The 20,102-nt window shown below is 42.6% G+C and carries 22 protein-coding genes; 11 read left to right on the forward strand and 11 right to left on the reverse strand.

The window, feature by feature from the left end; all coding sequences use genetic code 11:
- The 11 genes from WS34_RS01315 to rplU form a co-directional block, all read right to left on the reverse strand.
- On the reverse strand, nt 1-1,233 hold a 1,233-nt coding region (locus WS34_RS01315; protein WP_286693581.1), incomplete at its 3' end, for a 4Fe-4S dicluster domain-containing protein.
- A gap of 62 nt (nt 1,234-1,295) precedes the next feature.
- Nucleotides 1,296-1,625 (reverse strand): 4Fe-4S dicluster domain-containing protein, encoded by a 330-nt coding sequence (locus WS34_RS01320; RefSeq protein WP_046402635.1) that lies wholly within the window; start codon nt 1,623-1,625, stop codon nt 1,296-1,298.
- Nucleotides 1,626-1,644: 19 nt separating this feature from the next.
- Nucleotides 1,645-2,676 (reverse strand): FAD-dependent oxidoreductase, encoded by a 1,032-nt coding sequence (locus tag WS34_RS01325; protein ID WP_046402637.1) that lies wholly within the window; start codon nt 2,674-2,676, stop codon nt 1,645-1,647.
- Between the two features lie 50 nt (nt 2,677-2,726).
- Nucleotides 2,727-3,794: a heterodisulfide reductase-related iron-sulfur binding cluster gene (locus tag WS34_RS01330; protein WP_046402639.1), complete on the reverse strand. Its 1,068-nt coding sequence runs from the start codon at nt 3,792-3,794 to the stop codon at nt 2,727-2,729.
- An 84-nt stretch (nt 3,795-3,878) separates the two neighbouring features.
- A complete protein-coding gene (locus tag WS34_RS01335; protein WP_013610758.1) occupies nt 3,879-4,571 on the reverse strand; it encodes a 4Fe-4S dicluster domain-containing protein in 693 nt (230 codons plus the stop codon).
- Nucleotides 4,572-5,247: 676 nt separating this feature from the next.
- On the reverse strand, nt 5,248-5,805 hold the full coding sequence (gene ruvC / locus WS34_RS01340) for a crossover junction endodeoxyribonuclease RuvC (protein ID WP_013610759.1): 558 nt from the start codon (nt 5,803-5,805) through the stop codon (nt 5,248-5,250).
- Between the two features lie 4 nt (nt 5,806-5,809).
- Nucleotides 5,810-6,112 (reverse strand): DUF4286 family protein, encoded by a 303-nt coding sequence (locus WS34_RS01345; RefSeq protein ID WP_013610760.1) that lies wholly within the window; start codon nt 6,110-6,112, stop codon nt 5,810-5,812.
- Between the two features lie 10 nt (nt 6,113-6,122).
- Nucleotides 6,123-7,943: a tetratricopeptide repeat protein gene (locus WS34_RS01350; protein WP_046402641.1), complete on the reverse strand. Its 1,821-nt coding sequence runs from the start codon at nt 7,941-7,943 to the stop codon at nt 6,123-6,125.
- A gap of 197 nt (nt 7,944-8,140) precedes the next feature.
- The gene (gene serS / locus WS34_RS01355; RefSeq protein ID WP_046402644.1) at nt 8,141-9,415 is read right to left on the reverse strand and encodes a serine--tRNA ligase; all 1,275 of its coding nucleotides are present in this window, start codon (nt 9,413-9,415) and stop codon (nt 8,141-8,143) included.
- Between the two features lie 162 nt (nt 9,416-9,577).
- Nucleotides 9,578-9,838, reverse strand: coding sequence for a 50S ribosomal protein L27 (gene rpmA / locus WS34_RS01360; protein ID WP_013610763.1), 261 nt, complete (start codon nt 9,836-9,838; stop codon nt 9,578-9,580).
- A 51-nt stretch (nt 9,839-9,889) separates the two neighbouring features.
- Nucleotides 9,890-10,201: a 50S ribosomal protein L21 gene (gene rplU, locus WS34_RS01365; protein WP_046402646.1), complete on the reverse strand. Its 312-nt coding sequence runs from the start codon at nt 10,199-10,201 to the stop codon at nt 9,890-9,892.
- Between the two features lie 259 nt (nt 10,202-10,460).
- Here rplU and WS34_RS01370 point away from each other — a divergent pair, with 259 nt between their 5' ends.
- The 11 genes from WS34_RS01370 to WS34_RS01420 all read left to right on the forward strand — a co-directional run bounded on the left by WS34_RS01370 (nt 10,461) and on the right by WS34_RS01420 (nt 20,043).
- On the forward strand, nt 10,461-11,033 hold the full coding sequence (locus WS34_RS01370) for an RNA polymerase sigma factor (protein WP_046402648.1): 573 nt from the start codon (nt 10,461-10,463) through the stop codon (nt 11,031-11,033).
- Nucleotides 11,026-11,679: a cysteine peptidase family C39 domain-containing protein gene (locus tag WS34_RS01375; RefSeq protein ID WP_046402651.1), complete on the forward strand. Its 654-nt coding sequence runs from the start codon at nt 11,026-11,028 to the stop codon at nt 11,677-11,679. The genes WS34_RS01370 and WS34_RS01375 overlap by 8 nt, the downstream gene beginning before the upstream one ends.
- 11 nt (nt 11,680-11,690) lie before the next feature.
- Nucleotides 11,691-12,572: a M48 family metallopeptidase gene (locus WS34_RS01380; protein ID WP_046402653.1), complete on the forward strand. Its 882-nt coding sequence runs from the start codon at nt 11,691-11,693 to the stop codon at nt 12,570-12,572.
- 6 nt (nt 12,573-12,578) lie between these two features.
- Complete coding sequence (locus WS34_RS01385; RefSeq protein WP_046402655.1) at nt 12,579-12,836, forward strand: hypothetical protein; 258 nt, start codon at nt 12,579-12,581, stop codon at nt 12,834-12,836.
- A 10-nt stretch (nt 12,837-12,846) separates the two neighbouring features.
- On the forward strand, nt 12,847-13,359 hold the full coding sequence (locus WS34_RS01390) for a zinc ribbon domain-containing protein (protein WP_046402657.1): 513 nt from the start codon (nt 12,847-12,849) through the stop codon (nt 13,357-13,359).
- A 132-nt stretch (nt 13,360-13,491) separates the two neighbouring features.
- Entirely contained in the window at nt 13,492-15,420 is a 1,929-nt protein-coding gene (locus tag WS34_RS01395) for a Rossmann-fold NAD(P)-binding domain-containing protein (RefSeq protein WP_286693582.1), read from the forward strand.
- Nucleotides 15,421-16,153: 733 nt separating this feature from the next.
- Entirely contained in the window at nt 16,154-17,161 is a 1,008-nt protein-coding gene (locus tag WS34_RS01400) for a WG repeat-containing protein (RefSeq protein ID WP_046402660.1), read from the forward strand.
- A 109-nt stretch (nt 17,162-17,270) separates the two neighbouring features.
- Nucleotides 17,271-17,819: a 1-acyl-sn-glycerol-3-phosphate acyltransferase gene (locus WS34_RS01405; RefSeq protein WP_046402662.1), complete on the forward strand. Its 549-nt coding sequence runs from the start codon at nt 17,271-17,273 to the stop codon at nt 17,817-17,819.
- The gene (locus WS34_RS01410; RefSeq protein ID WP_229032418.1) at nt 17,809-18,591 is read left to right on the forward strand and encodes a M15 family metallopeptidase; all 783 of its coding nucleotides are present in this window, start codon (nt 17,809-17,811) and stop codon (nt 18,589-18,591) included. Before WS34_RS01405 ends, WS34_RS01410 begins: the two co-directional genes overlap by 11 nt.
- A gap of 19 nt (nt 18,592-18,610) precedes the next feature.
- Nucleotides 18,611-19,249, forward strand: coding sequence for a uridine kinase (gene udk / locus WS34_RS01415; protein ID WP_013610774.1), 639 nt, complete (start codon nt 18,611-18,613; stop codon nt 19,247-19,249).
- A complete protein-coding gene (locus tag WS34_RS01420) occupies nt 19,246-20,043 on the forward strand; it encodes an amidohydrolase (protein WP_046402664.1) in 798 nt (265 codons plus the stop codon). The genes udk and WS34_RS01420 overlap by 4 nt, the downstream gene beginning before the upstream one ends.
- Nucleotides 20,044-20,102 lie beyond the last annotated feature (59 nt).

Consider the following 20,102-nt stretch of genomic DNA (forward strand, 5'->3'; position numbering starts at 1 on the left):
TAACAAGGCTGGCCTTCCGCAACATACTCCTTCCTTTTCGTCAATGAAAGTATAGTCGGCATGGGCCTTGGTAAAAATGGTTTGCATGGAACGGATCACTCCTGGAGTCAAATGCCCCATGCAACCGGCAAAATAGGCTATTTTAGCTGATTGGAAGGCGGTCCCTGGAACATATTCATAACTGGATTTGGTTATCCGGGTATAGTCTGAACGTTGGCTAAGTCTTAAGGCATTCAATTTCAAATCGACCGGACAAGCGGATTCACACCGTCCGCACATCAGACAATTGTCGGTCTGTGCGGCATAGGCTTTGTGATGGCGAATTTTTTTCAGGTAGTACACCGGTTGAGTGTCTTTCATATTCAAAACAGAGCCCAGTTGGCATTGATCGATGCAAATTCCACAGCGTGAACAGGAATATAACTGAAATTGGCTGATTGCAGTAAATTTGCGTCCTTGTTTCATTCCCCAGTTTTTCAGAAAAATATAAACGATTTCTGTCGGGATATGCATATACCGGGAAAAGGGAAGAAGCAGGAAGAAAAGACCCAAAGCCGAAGAATAGGCCCACCAGGCCGGGTAGGCAAGCGATTCGATCGGTAAGAAAGTGTCGAAGAAATTACCTGCCGAATGAGTCAGAAAACTACCTCCTCCGCGTACTCCACTGGTAAAGCTCTCGGCCAGAAAGCGAAGAGGGAATATTAACCACAATACCGTGAGGATGAGTAAGTCGAAAGGACGATGGTTGGTCGTCTTTTTCAGACCGAGTGCTTTGGAATACATTCGTTTCAGGAAAGCCAGGGTTAACCCGGAGAGGATCATCAACAAGATCAGATCCATCAGGAAAGCAAAAGTGTTGCTATAGGGAAATGTTTCCTGTGCCGGATGAAAATAGCGGAAAAATATGGCAAAATAAGGTGGGTTGAAAATACTGGTATGGTATACCAACGACTCGATTTTACCCACAACGATCAGCAAAAACCACCCTAATCCGAAACACATGTGCATATACCCCAGAAAAGGATTGGTGCGGAAGATTTTATGATGTACAAGACTTTCCAGAAATACTTCTTTACCGGCTTTCAGGGTTTTCAGACTGAAAACATTCCGCCGGATAGTTCGTTTGTCTTCGGTGGAGAAGGTACGAATCCAACGGGCATATTTGATGACCAGATAAATCAGGAGGATATTCAGACCGATAGTGAAAGGAAGTACAAAGGGATCGTAATACATAATTAAAAAAAGTAAAAGGTAAAAAGTAAAAAGCTATAAGCTAAAGGCTACAAAGCTATAAGCTAAAGGCTGTTTATATATTTGAGCAGGCTTAGGATCATGTGCCGGGTATCTACTCCCCGTGGACAAACCAGCAGACATTTTCCACACAACATACATTTTTGGAGGTGGTCACCGACCTCTTTGGTTTCTCCTCGCTTCACCAGCATTTGCAGTTTACGGATATTGAATTCGGTCAGGTTGCCGGCGGTACAAGTGGCCGTACATCCTCCGCATCCGATACAGAGCTTGGTGCTGGGTACGTCGGCCGTCATGGCTGTTACCAGACTTTTATCATTTTTATCATAATCGATAACCCGCGCTTCAGATATTGAAAAACCCCAAAAGTTCATAAAAGTTCAGCTTCAAAGATTAATGCTTGTTTTCGCTATGTTTCAGATATTCTCCGATAGTGATCGCTGCAGAACGTGCATCGGTCAGGGTGTCGGTCAGGTTCATGGGAGAGGAGCTGCATCCGGCGATAAAAATGCCTGGCTGGTTGGTTCGGTTGGTTCCCGTATGGGGATCTCCGACCCGGATAAAGCCATTGGGAGCAGTGTCGAGGCCTAGCATCGAGGCGAGCTGTGTGCTGCCTTCGGATGGTTCCATACCTACCATCAGCACCATCAGATCGAGGGTCATCTTCAAAGGTTTACCCACCAGTGTATCCTCGACTTTAATAAGCAATTGTTTCTCTTTGTTTTCAGAAGCTTCCGATAAACGTCCCCGTACAAATTTGATGTTGTATTTCTCCTGAGCTTCCCGGTAGAGTTCCTCATATCCCGGACCGAACATCCGCATATCCATATAAAAACATAGAATTTCGGTTTCCGGCAACATCTCACGAAGTTCGATGGCTTGTTTGACCGCTGTTACACAACAGAGTTTGGAACAGTGGTAATTACAAATCTTTTCGTCTCTCGAGCCTACACAATGAATCAGTCCGATTCGTTTGGGAATTTGACCGGTAGAGGTGGCTATGTGATGATTGATGAAGAAATTTTCCAGTTCTACGGAAGTGATCACATTTTCGTAGATACCATACCCATATTCTTCTTTCCGGCGGGCGTTAAACAGGCGGAAGCCACTGGTGACCAATAGGGCATCTCCTTTTAATAAGGCTCCGTCGCTCAGTTCCAGTGTGAATTTATTATTTTCGGTCCGTAAAATTTTGACCGGATGACTTCCCAAATGGAGGTGAATATCAGGGTGCTGGATATTTTTGCGGAGACTTTGATTCAGATCACGAGCTTGTTTCCGATCGGGGAAAAGTTGATACCAGTTGTTCAAATTCCCTCCGGTTTCGCTTTCTTTTTCGATCAATTCGACCGTTTCACCTGACTGAACCAGCCGGTAGGCTGCCTCACATCCTGCGGGTCCTGCACCTATAATAATAACACACATATGATTCTTTTTTCATTTTATATTCAGTTGTTTCAATGGGGTGGGGCAGATCAGACTTTGAGATAAGTAGGACACTGGGGATGTCCCATATCTTCTCCCCGGACATTTTTATATTTGGCCTCCGGATCATACCGGATACCCATTTTATCCAATAGAGGCTCGACGCTGACCTGATGCATTTGCAGGCCGATCTCCCAGGGATCGTATCCTAAAACCAAAGCCGCCACTTCTTCATAGGTCAGAACAGGGATACCGTAACCATCCGGACCGTAAGTGGTACCTTCCATTTCACTGATGGTGTATTGCCACTTGTCCAGAAACATGGCACAACCCGGGCAATTGGTAATAATAAAGTCCGGTTCATAGGGTTGCATGGATTCGAATTTCTTTTTCGAATTTGCGACAGAGAATCCCCGGTTGGCTAATACCAGGTAATTCCGGAAACCGAATCCGCAACAGTGTCGTCTTTCGGGGTAGTCGACCGGTTGGCCTCCCCAAGCGGAGACCATTCCCGACAATACAGCAGGAAATTCTGCCCCCCCGATGCCTTTGCTGGGAAACATTTTAGCGTAATGACAACCGATGTGGTCGACTACTTGCAAAGGGCGTCCGGTGTGTATATCTACCAGACTATATTTTTTCTGAGCTGCAATTTCATTTCTGAATTTATAGATGACATCGGAAGTATGTGCCAGGTTCTTCGGCTTTTGGAATTCCCGTTTCGTTGCTTTCCATAAAAATTCCCGGGTCTTTTCTTCCCATTCGGGATGAGTCTCCCAGGTATGCAGGATTTCTGTATAAATACCGAAAGAAGTAATGCAGGAGGGAGTCATATTTTCGAATCCGGCTTCAGTCATCAAAGCAAAATGACGGGCGACGACGGTCATGATAGTCTCGATCGGTACGACATCGGAATGATAACCGATACCTGTGCAAGTCGTGTGTCGCGGATCGTCGAGAACAGTTTTTCCCAATTTATTATTCAGTATATCCAGATAAGCCCATTCGGACCCTGGAAAAAAAGTCTGACGAATACAACTTCTCGCATAATAATACCGATCATCAGCAATCTCTTTCTGATAATCATTCCATATTTGTTGTTTACCTTCCAGATTCATTTCTTTTTCCTCTTTCTGTATTTCTCCTTTTCTCTCTTTTTTCCCTTCTTTCTTTCTAGCCTCTAGCTTCTAGCCTTTCGCTTTTTACCTCCCCCCATGTCTCCCATTGTTATCCGTATAAGTATGCAGAAAATAACTTTCCGGGTCCATCCCTTCTTCCTCGGCTTTTTGGAGGGAATAGGTTTCGATATTCTCCATGAATTCCGATCCTCCGGTTACTTCGAAGATTTGTTTCAGTTCGTTGAGCGAGTCGTCGTCGACTTTTCTTAAGGCGCCGGCTCCCGTTTGTTTGTAATTCGAATGTGTTCGTTCGTATACCTCGTCGCGGTGTTCATAAATCCATTCCCAGACAGGACCTTGTTCCGGATGCATTTCCGGTTTCACAATATCGGGAGTGACGCAATAGCCGTAATTCAGTATGTTATTTCCTAATATTCTTTTCAGGGCAAATTGCTGACGTCCTTTTTCAGATTCGGTAAACCATCCTTTTTCCTGTGATAATCTGCGTAGTGCCATGATGATTCCGCCGGGTGTATTACAGCGTGGACAACGGGTTTTGCACGACATACATTCTCCGCAATACCAAATCGTATCGGATTTCAGTAACCCTTCGATACTCTCTTCGTCCTGGCGTTGGACTGTGTCGGCTATTATTCGGGGATCATAATTGTAAAATTCGGCAGAAGGGCAAATAGCTGTACAAACTCCACAGTTCATACAACTATTTAAGCTTTCTATATAGTGAATATCTTTTTTTAAACTGTCTATTAAGGACATGATTTTACCGATTATTTAAAATGAATGCCAAAAAGGCATATCGAATCACATGCAAAGGTATCTTGATAATGCTGGAAAATAAAGATGGTAAATGCGTATTAGGCGGTGGTGTTTATACTTACAACCTGAGAATTGGAGAAGGAGAGAATTAAAGTTTGTTCTTCTTTTCTCCATTGTTCCTGAGAAAACGTAGAATTATTCTGTTACTTACTCGTCTTCGGTGTTCGTGTTTGGGGACGCGGTCGCTTCTGTCGGTCATCTATCTTTTTCTTTCACTGACCGGCGGAACTCCTCGCAGGCTCGTCAGACACCACCGGTCGGGCGTTCAGAAAAAGCAAGACGACACTCGACAGAGCTCCAATGGTCCCCGAACACGAACACCTCCGACTTACGTTATCACTGCCTGGCAAGCTAAACCGAACCTGAAAACCATAAATTTCAGCAAAAAAAGATTTTCCGATAAAATAACCCAATTATCCATAATCCGATAGAGGTGAGCCGGTCTGACGGTATAAAACCCGGAATCGGAATAGAAAGAAAAAAAATGAACCTACGTTTTTTGATGACTTTATCTGTTTAATTATATGGAGGTAATTGATAAGTAAAAGTTCGCTGGTCTTCCTTTCGTATCTTATGAGATAGATCAATATGCCGGAAAGCTGAAAAATAAGATTGCTCAGACTAGTTTATCCGGATTCTTCTTGATGAAATCGTTCCAGGATTTACAGGTATGCCCTGCTGAAGTCAGCGGATTACAACTTTGCAGATAATGACAATAAGCGATAGCAATAGCATCTGTTTCGTCCAGCATTTCTGAGGTGGTGTGTAAAGTCATAAACTTACCTAGTAAAAGGGCGATTTGTTCTTTTGAGGCGGTTCCCGAACCGGTAACACTCATTTTAATCTTCCGTGGAGCATATTCGAAAATGGGGATATCTCTTTGGAGAGCAGCTGCAATAGCAACCCCTTGAGCCCGGCCGAGTTTTAGCATGGATTGAACGTTCTTTCCATAAAACTGAGCTTCTATCGCCAGTTCATCCGGTTGATAACTATCGATCACTTGTAGGGTACGGCTGAATATCCGCTGAAGTTTGATATAAGGGTCTGTAATTTTAATCATATCTACAATTCCCGATACTACTAATTCCGGTTTTTGGTTTTTTCCGAATACTTTGATGATCGCATATCCCATAAAGTTGGTACCGGGGTCGATTCCCATAATTAATTTTTCCATAACTTTAGATTTCTGTCAATATACTACTAAAGCATAAATACCGATTAGAAAAAATTTGGATAATCTTTTTTTCTATATCCGGCAGCCATTCATCCAAAAAGTGGTTTTGTTGTTCTTCGGAATTGAAAACCAACTGTAAGGAATAAGTTTTACCTTCGGGCTGATCGATCGATACTTTGGTGAAGATAATATCTTCACAAAGGCGGTTGGTCTGAAGTACGGAAATATAGTTCTTCCGGATAAAACCGATCCATGCTGTTTCGATGTCTTCATCGATGATAAAACTGGTATTGTAAATGATTCGCATAAAATTCGTTTTAAAGGTTATTTACCTCTGTTTGTTCTCCGGCTTCCAGATCCCGGTAGAGTTTGGCTGCTTCAATACTGTAAACACTACCCGAATAATCGGTGACGAGTAACCGATACAATTCTTTCGCTTGTTGCAGTTCTTTTTGTTTTCTCTTCAGACCGGCAAGTTGGAATAAAGCTTCGGCCTTGATATATACTTGTTCCGAACGATCTTTTAATTCGCTTAGTAACTTGGCAGCCTCTTCATCCTGGAAACATGCGCAGAGCGACCGGGCTTTTTGCAGGGTGGCGTAATCGGAGATACCCGGCGAACAGTGCCCGATCAGGCTGTCCAATCGGGGGAGAGCTTCTTGAAACTGTTGTTTATAAAGCAGATATTCTGTGCGTCCCATTTTTTCTAAATCCCGGTTATCCCCTTCTGCCTCATAATTCATATGGATGAAATGGGACATTTGGATAGCATCGTTAGAGATCAGCTTACTTGTTGCTCCTTTCAATACATCGAACTGAGCTTTTGCCCACAAGAGATCACCTGCATAATAAGCTAACATTGCCTTTTTCAGTTTGGCCTCATACCCGATGTCATTGTTCGGATTTGCCTTTTCAAGCTGGGTATATAGGATAGTCGCTTCCCAGGGATTGTCCATAAAAGTCAATAGAGCGGCTCTTTGGGATTTCAGCTGACTCAAAGTGTTGGAATTTAATCTTGGCATCCGGATGGCTTTATCGAGCAAGCGATCGGCCGAATCCGGTCGTTGGAGTCGATAGGCATAGAGCTCGGCCAATAAAGAGAGAATGTCTATATTGGTCGGAGTATAACCGAATTCCTGCATATATTTCTCACAATCTCCGGCTATTTGCAGGTAGTCTGAACGGTCGGCAGGACTTTGCCGGAGTTGTTCATACCGACAAGTCAATATACCTTTACGGGCCGGAAGGTAAAACGGATTGTTCTCCTTGCCTTTGCCGAGGATCTTTTGGTAAGCTATGGTGGCTTGGTCGAAAGCTTTATTGTTTATCGCATCGAGAGCTATATTCAAAAAAATATGCAGTTTATTTTCAGACTTGTTATTTAATAATACGGCATGTTGAAGTGCCAGGAGATAATTCCGGATTTGTAGATTATACCATACAGCCAATTCATCAAAAACCGGGAGATAATCCGTCTTCTGGCATAAGGATTTCAGTGTTTTTTCGATCACCGGGTCTATACTATTGACAATGTCGTTCGAACGGGCAAAACTTAGCTGGGCGGTAATATTGTCGATACTCCCCGGGTTCAGTTCCAGGGTGCGGACAAAGAGAGGCATCATCTGTTCGTAATCTCTTTCCATCAGATAGCAATCCCCTAATTCTTTCAGAAAGGCATCCGGTTTTTTCAAAAGTATCCGGCCTTGCTGATAAGTCTTGATCGCCCAGCTATATTCCCGGATATTTTTAAATTTATTGGCCAGATTAATGATTGCTGTATTTTGCGGAATAATTTTTTTGATTGCTTTCCCGTAACATTCCTCCGATTTATTGGTTTTCCCTTGTTGTTGATAGATATAGCCCAGGTCGATCAGAAAATCTTTATTGCTATCGTCGGTTTTCAGTAATTTTTTCAGGGTATCTTCGGCTTTGTCGTATTCTTTACCATTAATCAGGCAGATAATATAATAATCCAGAAAATTTGCCGAGTGTGTGCGTTCGTATAATTTCAAAAATTTTTCGGCAGCTTTATCGTATTCTTTGGCTTGATAATAGGTATAGGCCAATTGAGAATCACTTTGTTGGGCCAGTGTATAAATAGAAGTGAATAGCAAAAAAAGAATGACAATAAATTTCATAAACCCCGATACATTTGCTTACAAAGATACGGATTTCTCCGCTATTTCCTATTTTAAAAAGTAAAGGAGCTATCTTCTAAGTCAAATTTTTAACTTCTAAGATAGCTCCCATTCTTTGCCTTCGGCATCTAATACCTTTTAACCTTTAACCCATCGCCTCTGGCTTTTTTTAGTCCATCACTTTTAGTCTTTACTTTTTACCTTATCATCTCTGTCCCCATAAACGTCTGCAACACCTCCGGTAGCCGTATACCTTCTTCGCATTGATAGTTTTCCAATAAGGCAGCGACAATCCGGGGAAGAGCCAGTGAACTTCCGTTCAGCGTATGGCAGGTTGTCGTTTTCTTATCTCCCTTGTCTTTGAACCGTAATTTCAAGCGGTTGGCCTGGAATTCCTCGAAATTGGATACAGAGCTGACTTCCAACCATTTTTCCTGTGCTTTGGAATAGACTTCAAAATCGAAAGTCAGGGCAGAGGTGAAACTGATATCTCCGCCACACAAGCGAACGATGCGATAGGGGAGGCCTAGTTTGATCAATAGGCATTCCACGTGTTTCACCATACCTTCCAGGGCCTCGTAGGATACTTCGGGACGGGTGATCTGAACAATTTCAACTTTATCGAATTGATGTAACCGGTTTAATCCTCTCACATCTTTGCCGTAAGAACCGGCTTCCCGGCGGAAACAAGCGGAATAAGCGGTATTTTTTACCGGTAGCTGATCTCCGTCCAGAATGACGTCGCGGTAAATATTGGTTACCGGAACTTCGGCAGTCGGGATCAGATAGAGATTGTCTTCGTTGACATAGTACATCTGACCGTCTTTGTCCGGTAACTGTCCGGTACCGTAGCCAGAGTCGGCATTCACCATCAGAGGTGGCTGTACCTCTTGATAGCCGGCTTTTATATTTTCATCCAGGAAGAAGTTGATCAATGCCCGTTGCAGGCGTGCTCCGAGTCCTTTATACAGGGGAAAGCCGGCGCCGGTGATTTTTACACCGGTTTCGAAGTCGATCAGATCATATTTCTTGGCAAGTTCCCAATGGGGCAGATCGTTTTCATGCTTTTGGGGAATGTTGTCTACAATCTTAACGATCTCATTGTCTGCTTCAGACTTTCCTTTAGCCACAGAGGCATGGGGCATATTGGGCAGGCGGAGCAAAATATCGGTTAATTCATTACTGACTTCTGTCCGTCGGCTATTCAATCCGGCGATAGCTGATTTCAAATCGGCCGTTTCCTGACGGGCTTTTTCGGCAGCTTCTTTTTGTCCTGATTGTATCAGTTTACCGATTTCCTTGGCGATGATATTCATTTGAGCCTGTTTGGCTTCTGCCTCCTGTTGTAAGGATTTACGCTGGTTGTCGAGAGCGATGATTTTTTCAACAGATTCTCGGGCATCAAAATTTTTTACAGCCAGACGCTCTATGACGGTTTCTTTATTTTCCTGGATAAATTTCAGATTCAACATAATTTGAATATTTTAGATTTACGATTTCAGACGGACGATACATTCCAGAGATAACGTTCACCTTCTATCGTTACTCATGCCTTATTTTCGAGGGGTAAAATTATAAAAAAACTCCTGTATCCGAGCAGAATACAGGAGTTTAATATTTCATATCTTTTCAGTTTATTCTGCAGCAGCTTCCACTGAAACGAACGATTTGTTGTTTCTTTTCTTTCTGAAAACAACTGTCCCGTCGATCAGAGCGAATAAAGTATGGTCTTTACCGATACCTACATTTTCACCCGGATTGTGTACAGTACCTCTTTGGCGAACCAGGATATTTCCTGCTTTAGCAAATTGTCCACCCCAGATTTTTACTCCTAATCGTTTGCTTTCTGATTCACGGCCGTTCTTTGAACTACCGACTCCTTTCTTATGTGCCATATCGTATTAATAATTTAGAAGTTACAAAATAATAAAATCACTCTTCAGAGCTTAAGCGTTGATAGATTCGATTTGAATCTGAGTCAGATATTGACGGTGACCGTTCTTTCTTTCGAAAGTTTTTCTTCTTTTCTTTTTGAAGATGATCACTTTATCCCCTTTCAGGTGGCTCAATACTTTTGCGGTAACTTTTGCGCCTTCTATTTTCGGTGTACCGATCTTAACCTGACCGTCATTGTCCACTAAAAGAACATTGTCAAATTCTACCTGAGCGCCTTCTTCGGCTGCCAGTCTGTGAACATAAACCTTACGGTCTTTTTCTACTTTAAATTGCTGTCCTGCAATTTCAACAATAGCGTACATTTGTTTTGTTGTTTTAATGTTAATACCATGGGGTGGGCTATGAACCACTTATAGTACCCCTGAGGAAAATTTTCAGGTTGCAAATTTAATGCTTATTTTCGGTGAAACAAATATTTGTTAGAAAAAAATCATCGTTTCGGGAGAAGAAAAAATCAGATATTCACAAAATTAAAATTTTGAAAAAGTGAATGAATGTTTATATTTGCAATACGAAAACAAATTGTGCTAAAAGAAGTGGTTTTACGGTGATTAATGGGATATGGAGGAAAAAGATTACGCACTGATTAGTGATAGAGAATTAGTCGATCGCTTACTTATCGGTGATGAAGAGATTGTCCGTTATTTGTTTTTTGATAAATGTACGCCGATGTTCAATTATATATTACATCGGTTTTGTCCTTGTCAATTCGATAAAAACGAGCTGATCAACGAATTGTATCTTTATTTGCAATCGGACAATTGGTATAAACTTCGGCAGTTCGATTTCCGGAGTAAACTGACGACCTGGTTGACGGTCGTAGCTGTACGTTTTTTTCAAAAAAGGAGAGGGGTGTTGATGGATTATCGGAATCAATCGGCTCCAATAAAAGAAGAAGAGAAAGTTTTTGATTTTTTACCGGAACTGATCAGCAAGATGGACGTCTGGAATGCTATTCGTAAAATGAATAATGAACGATATCGTCAGGTGTTGGTCGATTTGGAGTTAAAGGACCTCGATCCGAAAGTATTAGCCCGGGAAATGAATGTAACCGTGGAAAATTTGTATAACATCCGGCATCGGGCTGTAAAACAGTTGATAGCAATATTAAGAGAGGAGGAACATTATGTTTGATCGTCTGGATTCTTTATCGGATGAGCTTTTGGCTGCTTATCTGGATGGGAATACTACTCCTGAGGAGAATCTGAAAATATGGCAGGTGCTGCAACATGACGAACAGGAGAGAGAGGCTTTCGAGGTGGCTTGCAATAGTCTCGATATTCCGGTGTTTTTTGCTGCATCGTCTTGTCGGAATCTGTGTGTGATTCGTTCTGAACTTGCTGTATTGCAAAAGCGAGGAAAAAAGGTAACGGAAGAAGAATTGATACAGATGGCATTGAAGCAGCATTGGTACAAGCAGGAGAAAGGAACTCCTTTGAAATATATCGGAAAATTGGTTGAGAGTTTTGGATTGAAGGTGGAGAGACGCTTTTGTCGGGAGATAAACGAATTGGTCCGGGAATTAGAACAAGGACACAATGTTATTGCTTGTGTCGATGGTGGTGAACTGAGTGGGAATCTTGAACAGGAGGAATTCGAAGATCGCTGGATTGGAGAAATACCCGATCACGTCGTCCTCGTTCGTAGCGTAGATTTTTCCGAACCGCCTCGGGTCGAAATCTACGATGTTGCGATGGAGAATCACGTCCGGTATTATCCTTTGGATCGTTTTATCGATAGTTGGAAAGATTCGAAATATTATATGATTAGTATAAAGTAATAAGTTTAGTTATGATAAGACCTGCTGATTATATTCATCCGGAAGATGAAGCTGCACGCCGGAATATGGAGGCTATCCCTGGTTTTGCAGCAGCGATGAAATTGTTTATGCGTTATTATGACGAGCAGATTGTGCACGGTATGAATATGGCGAATAAAATTCGGCTTTCACCTACTCAACTGCCTGAAATTTATCAGAAATTGCCTCCGATTTGTCAAAGGCTTTCTATTTCAGAACCTGAGTTTTATCTCGAAATGGATCCTTATCCGAATGCTTATGCGATGGGGGATACCCGGACGATGGTGACTGTGACTTCGGGATTGCTGGAATACCTCACCGACGAAGAAGTTTCTTCGGTTATAGCCCACGAATGCGGACATATCGCTTGTCGGCACATGCTTTATCATACCCTGGCTTCGACTTTGCTCAGGAATATAGAACGTATGGGAATACTGGGAAATGCGGTGATGCCGGTGTATTGGGCTTTACAATACTGGAGCAGGCGAAGTGAACTGTCGGCAGATCGTGCAGGGGCTGTCGCTTTAGGGAGTATAGAGAAAGTGGTCGAGGTACAGCTTCGGCTTGCCGGTGGGCCACGGGAGATTACTCAAAATGTGAATATCGAAGAGTTTGTAAAACAAGCCGACTATTACGATACGTTGCAAAATAATACTTGGGATAAATTGTTACAGAATTATGCTATTTTAGGAGCTTCTCATCCTTTTACGGCAATCCGGGTACGTGAGATTCTGAAATGGGGAAAAACAGAACAATGTCAGCGAATATTGAAAAATATAAAATTGGAACAAGACGGTTTGATTTGTCCTAAATGTGGAAAGCCTTTAGAAAAGGATTGGATTTATTGTAAACATTGTGGTTTTAAATTAAAATAGAAAAATATGTTGTTTGATAAAGAAGGTATACTGAACATCGATGAGTTGGTTGCTCAGCGGCCAACATTCAGAAAAATAATGGAAGATCAGATCGTAACAGACGATGAGCTGACAAATCAGGCTAATCTGGTGGTTCATTTATTAAAAAGATTAGAGCAGACACTTTCGCCCGATCAGTTGAGTGAGGTGGAGAATCTTTTGGCAGAAATGAGTGTATTGTATGCTGTCCATCAGTACAAGGAAATTCAGGATTTAAAACTTTAAAAGCTAGGCTATGGGAACGTTTAAATCGACAAAGACATTTTTTGCTTCACCGGAGATTATTCCGGCAATAGTTAAAGATATAACCGGAATTTTTACTAATGAGGGTTACCAGGTACAGGCTCAGGATCTGATTAGCGGTGGGTATGATATTTCGATTACAAAAGGGAATATGTTTAAAGCTGTATTGGGAATGAAAACCGCGCTGAAGGTTCATATTTATCCGGTAAACGAACAGATTCGGATTGATGCCGGAGTTGGAATTTTCGGCCAACAGGCAGTTCCGACTTTGATTTCTATGTTTTTGTTCTGGCCGGTATTGATTACACAGATTTCCGGGATGATTGCCCAGGCAAAAATGGACGATAAGGTGATGATGATCGCTGCCGATACCATTGCCCGCGAAGCTTACCGGAATACGAACAATAACACCGCTGCTCCGGCAGGAGGAAAATTTTGTACCCAATGTGGTAAATCGATGCCTGCTGAAGCTCTCTTTTGTAGCGGATGCGGAGCTAAACTGTAGTTTTAGGAAAGCTCTTACAGTGGGGTAAAAAAGTGTACAGAGCGCTTTCGGGCGCTCTGATTTATTGTAGTATTTGTGGAACAAGCCAATAAAGTGACCTGATGTTGAAAGAGGAATAATTAAATGGTTGATATGATGGAGAATTTGATTTTTGAAATCCTGAAAATGGCAGGATTTATCGTTGTGTTGTTTTTGTGTTGTCTGTGGTTGGTGAAGGATAAACGATCGTTTTACAAGTTCAGGGATTGGGGCTTGATTCCACTGACTGCTCTGGCAGGATTTGTAATTTATTGCATCGGTTATTGGGAAGCTGGGACGAAAGAATCGCTGATAACCTTGGTGGTCCGTTCTTTTTTGTCCACGTTTCACATGTTTTTCCTGCATTCGGATTTACTCGAAGTCAGGCATCATATGCATACAAACGCGACTTATATGTTCGCTTTTTCTATTATTCACTTTGCGGCATTTCTGGTCAGCTTTCTGGTCGTTTTGCAATTGTTCGGCAAACAATTCCTGTCCTGGCTGAAATTAAAACTCTCTACCCCGAAAGACAGTTATATCTTTTTCGATTTGAACGAAGGAGCTGTAGCTTTGGCGGAAGATTTACTGAAAAAAGACAGGAAGCGTTTTATTCTTTTTATCGATAAGAATGTAAAACACAAATTGGTGGCTTTCCCAAAAATAAATTTGTCCTTACCCCGTCTCCGGGATAAAGAATCTTTATTTGAAAAAATCAGTAAAACAGAGGCGGTGTTCCTGAAAAAAGATTTTTCTGAAGAGGTTGCTTTCGACGAATTAAAGATTTCCAAATTGGTCGATAAATCGGTTTGCCGGATGTTTTTCTTGTCCGAGAATGAAGATTATAATATTCACATGTCCCTGAAAGTGATCGGGGAAATCCGGCGATTGCAGTTATTACCCAAGGAATTAAGGCTTTATGTGAATGCCGATTCGGAAGAACTGATCGATCTTTTTGCAGAAAAAATCGGTCCTTTGAATGTCGAAGTACATATTTTTAACCGGTCTAAGTTGGCGGCTCAGGAATTGATCACGAATTATCCTCCTGTGAATGCCCTGAAACTGGAAACTTCTAAAGCTGTCGCCTTGTCTGATTTCAGTATGCTGATTATCGGATTTGGGAATATGGGGAGTGAGGCATTGAAAGCAATGATAGAACAGGGGCAGTTTGTCGGATCGACTTTCCGGGCTACGATTATCGATAAAGAGATGAAATGCAAGGCGGGTCTTTTCGAACATTATTATCCGGGCTTAAAGAATTATCAGCTCGAATATCACGAGGCGGAAGTGAATAGTAGTGAGTTTTTCAATTTGTTGAAAGATAAGTTGGCCGGGTTGAAATACATTCTGGTCGCTTTGGGAGAAGATGAATTGAATATAAAGACTGCGGTCGAATTGTCGCATTTCATTTCAAGGGAAACCGATAACGATCAGATTAAAATTTTGACAGATGTCTATAATACAAGAGATTACAGTTATATTCAGCAAGCGAAGGAATGTTTTAAAGAAATTTGTTTATATGGCAGTAACGACAATATTTACACTGAAGATATTATCATCAATGAGAGTCGGGAGATGACTGCCCGGAAGATCCATGCCTATTACAATGCACAGAAAGCTGTGGAGAAACAGGTGCCTTGGCAAGCGTTGTCGCCGATTAAAAAGATGACCAATATTTCGGCTGCCTCCCATATTTATACCAAGTTGCAATTAGCCGGGCTTACGCCTCAGGATTTTGCACAATGGTCTACTGAAGAGGAATATGTAAAGGTTTTGGGAAACGAGCGGTTTGAAAATTTGGCCAAAGGAGAACACCTGCATTGGAATGCCACCTTGTTTGTTCACGAGTGGGATGTCTGGCATTTGAGCGATATTCCCGACTTTGTTTCGGTGAATAAGGACGAAAAACATAAGAAGCATGCTTGTTTGGTGGATTGGGAAGAATTGAAGAAAGTGGAGGAACGGTTCGGAGAACCCTACCGGAAGTATGACCGGGATAGCGTGAGAAATATTTGGGTACTGGCCAAAGCGAATCTACTTTGACCGATGTAATGTATTTCTTGTACCTATTGAAATCTTGGTACCTACTTAAAACGTAGAATTATTCCGGTCCTTGTTCGTCTTCGGTATTCGTGTTGGGGGACGCGGTCGCTTCTGTCGGTCATCTACCTTTTTCTTTCACTGACCGGCGGAACTCCTCACTGCGCAAAAAACTTTACGTTACGTTTCCGTCAGACACCACCGGTCGGTCGTTCAGAAAAAGCAAGACGACACTCGCCAGAGCTCCAATGGTCCCCGAACACGAACACCTCCGACTTACGTTATCACTGCCTGGCAAGCTAAACCGGACCTGAAAACCATAAATTTCAGCGAAAAAAGATTTTCCGGTAAAGTAACCCAATTATCCATAATCCGATAGAGGTGAGCCGGTATTTTATTCTATAAAATTTTTCTAATCCTTCCTTTGCCAAGTCGTGTTAACGTGAGATGCAGGGTTTTATGGCGGAAGACCATTGGAGCAGGAACGAGTGTCCGGTTAGGTTTTCCGAACGCCCGACCGGTGGTGTCTGGGCGAAGCGAGTTCCGCCGGTCAGTGAAGGAAAGCCTTAGCGGACCGGTCCTGGCGAACCGGTCTGACGGTATAAAAACCGGAATCGGAATAGAAAGAAAAAAAATAGACCTACTATTATTTGAACAGATGATAGATTTTGGGAAAAATAATATCTAATAGATATAGATAAAAGCAAATCTTAAAGTCAAATTAAAAAATAGTAGTATGAAAATTTTTTGGAAAGTTATCGTTGCTGTGATTGCCTTCTCTTTATTGGGGATCATGATTGTTCTAGGAACAGCTTATATTAAAAGTGTGGAACGGCATACTTATCTTGCTGACAATAAGGTATTGAGTGATAAGTATGTGTATGAAGAGTTTTCGAATGGGAAAAAGAGGGTGAAAAACCGGGCTACGCAACAGGTGATTTTGGATCGTTTAGAGTGGCTGGTGACCGGTGATAAGGCCGATTCTTTAGCTGTGTTTTGCCGGAAGGGGAAAAGGGGATATCTGAATTGTTATACCGGTGAAGTGGTGATTCCCGCACAATATGAACGGGCCTGGGTGTTTTCGGAAGGATTGGCGGCTGTGATGTCGGGAGGGAAGATCGGTTTTATCGACCGGCAAGGACGGACAGTTATCCCGCCGACCTGGAGCTATCCGGTCGGTAGTCAGGAGATGGATTATCTGTTTAAAGGAGGCTATTGTGCCGTCTTCGACAATGCCCGGCAATGTGGTTTGATCGATCGCAATGGACAATGGAAAGTTGCACCTCAATACGATTATATTTATATGCCCGAAGAAGGACTTCGGATACTTCAAAAAGGAGATCGGTGGGGGGTTTTGGGTGATTCGTTACAAATCCTTATGCCAGTGGAATACGATTGGCTGAAAATAGTACCCGAAGGGATAGTCTGTATTCAGGGGGGCAAGCAACAAGTGATCGGAAAAGATGGAAAAACGGTGGTCCGGCCTTTTGTATATGATGCTATCCTTCCCCTGTATTATTCTACTGGAGAATATTTCGATAATGGAGAAGAAAGGATGAACCGAAGCCGCTATTTTTCTTATTCGGTTTGGAATCCCAAAGGAAACCGGTATGGACTGATGGATGCAGAAGGTAAACGGATTACAGAGGCTCTTTATAGTGATATCGAGGCCTTGTCGGAGGATCTCTATCTATGCTCTATAGAGGATGGACTTTACCGGATAACCTTGAATTATAACAGATAAACTTTTTCAAGGCTGCTAAACAGGATAAATCTTTGCCAGAGAATGAATTTATTTTGTAAATTTGACGCGAATTGGTAAATAGGATTGGACCGACAAAAAGTGTATACTTATGAAATATCTGGCAAGATTTATTATGTGGCTGGCCGGCTGGAAATACAAAGGTGAATTGCCTGCAGAGAAAAAAGCGGTGATTATATCTGTTCCTCATACTTCGAATTGGGATTTCTTCTGGGGAGAACTGGCTTTTTTGAGTCAGGGTATTCCGGCTTTTATTTTGATGAAGAAGGAATTCTTCTTTTTTCCGCTCGGGATGATTCTGCGGGCATTGAATGTGATACCGGTGGATCGCGGTAATAAAGATAGTCAGTTGGTAGGGCAGATGATTACCGAGTTTAAACAACGCGATTCGATGTATTTGTGTATCACCCCTGAAGGAAGCCGTAAAAAGCGGAAGAAATGGAAGAAGGGTTTTTTGGTTATTGCGAAAGCGGCAGGTGTTCCGGTTTATTTGGGCCGCATCGATTATAAAGGAAAATATTGTGAAGTGGGGCCTTTGTTTTATCCGACGGAGGATGTGGATGCTGATTTAGCCTATATTATGAGTACTTACCATGATGCTAATCCAAAGTATCCGGAGAATTTTTCTAATGGTAATTAGTACGCTCCGGAGAATAGTTTTTTTCGGTAGCGTATGTATTTTTCTTGGAAGTGCCGGAGGAGGTAGCGGTAACCAAGAAAAGAGGCAGAAGCCTGTTTTGACAGAAGAAGTACCGAAAATCACCGTTGAGCGTGTCGCTGCGGATACCACCGGACAAAAAGAAGATTCCGGAACCGAACGGAGGATGCGCCAATTAGGATTGGTGGATATCGGTGAGGTCGATCCTACGATTGCTGTACATTTGGTGTATGCTACATCCGATAATTTTGCCGGAAAGGTGCTGTATCGGGATATCCGGAAAGCATTTCTGTTACCGGAGGCCGCCGGGCGTTTAGCAGAAGCCCAGCGAAAGTTGAAACTTCTGAGGCCGGAATTGAGTCTGCTCGTATATGATGCAGCCCGTCCGATGAAGGTGCAGCAAGAAATGTGGGATTTGGTCAAAGGGACTGAAAACCGGGTGTATGTCAGTAATCCCCGGAATGGTGGTGGATTGCATAATTACGGTGCTGCTGTCGATCTGACTTTGGTTGATTCTTTAGGACATGTTTTGCCGATGGGAAGTGAGTTCGATTATTTCGGGGAGGAGGCGAGGCCTGACCGGGAGGAGGCGATGGTGAAGCAAGGGCGGATTATTTTACCTCATTTGCACAACCGGAGGTTATTGCGTAAAGTGATGACCGATGCGGGATTCCGGGTTCTTCCCAGCGAATGGTGGCATTTTAATCTAATGTCGAGGGCAGAAGCGAGGGTGCGGCTGAAAGTGATAGAATAGTTTATATAAATCTGATTGAATGAATACGACGATCATCGGTGTTGCCGGAGGTACGGCATCGGGGAAATCTACTTTGGTAAAAAAGTTGCAAGAGGCGTTTGAAGGAGAAAGTGTCATCACGCTTTGTCATGATTATTATTATAAAGCGCATGACGATTTGTCTTTCGAAGAACGAACAAAGCTGAATTACGATCATCCCGGTGCTTTCGATACCGATATGATGATTGAAGATATCATGAAACTGAAAAAGGGACGATCTGTTTTCCGGCCCGTTTATTCTTTTGTCAATCATAACCGTACGGATAAGACCGTCAAAGTCGAGCCGGCACAGGTGATTATTATCGATGGAATCCTTATTCTGGAAAACCGGACTTTACGCGAATTGATGGACGTGAAAGTATATGTAGATACCGATCCCGATGTGCGCTTAGGACGCCGTTTGTTACGGGATGTGCAGGAACGAGGCCGTAGTATAGAGTCGGTATTGACCCAATATTTTTGTACGGTAAAACCGATGCACGATGAGTTCGTCGAACCTTCGAAACGTTATGCCGATATTATTATCCCGGAAGGAGGGTTCAATTCTGTTGCGGTCAGTATGTTGATTCATAATATTAATTCATTGATTCACCATGAATCGGAAAGGGATAGGAGATGAAAATAGCATTGGTACAGTCCCCTCTGGCCTGGGGAAAGCTGCAGGAGAATTTACAGAATTTTGACAAAAAAATGGCGAAGAGTGAGGATTGTGATGTAATTCTACTCCCTGAGATGTTCACTTCGGGCTGTATGATGATAAAGAAGTCGGCAGAGGTGGCATTTGCCGCTAAGGAATCTGTCGCAAATGCATATCCTGTCGTAGAAGAAAAGATGCTGGCTTGGGCGAAACGTCAGCATGCTTTGGTAATGGGATCGACGGTTTACCGGGAAAATGGGAAATATTATAATCGCTTGATTGCTGCTTTTCCTGAGGGAAATTGCCGGTATTATGACAAACGGCATTGTTTCAGAATGGGCGGGGAGAATGAACATTTTACTCCCGGAGACCGGCAGTTGACTTTCGAATTTCGGGGAGTAAAGATAGCTGCTTTTATTTGTTATGATTTGCGCTTCCCGGTTTGGTGCAGGAACACACAAAATTATGATCTGGCTGTTTTCGTGGCGAATTGGCCGGAATCGCGCCGCGAAGTCTGGAAAACGTTGCTGAAAGCCAGAGCGATTGAAAATCAGGCTTTTGTTGCTGGCGTCAATTGTGTCGGAGAAGATGATAACGGTTTGATCTATTCCGGTGATTCGATGGTTGCCGATGCCCGGGGGATGGAGATCGGAAGTACCTCTCCCGGAAATGAAGCCATTATCCGGGTGGAACTGGATATAGAGAAATTGAGGCAATTCAGAAAAAAATTTCCGGTATTGGACGACCGGGATGACTTTCTTTTCCGGGAGAAATGAGGCTAAAACGGAGTTTTTGTTATCTTTGTACACCTTTTTCAAACGTTTGTTATAATTTT

Source organism: Odoribacter sp. N15.MGS-14 (assembly GCF_000980245.1).
In the GTDB taxonomy this organism is placed as follows: Bacteria; Bacteroidota; Bacteroidia; order Bacteroidales; family Marinifilaceae; genus Odoribacter; species Odoribacter splanchnicus.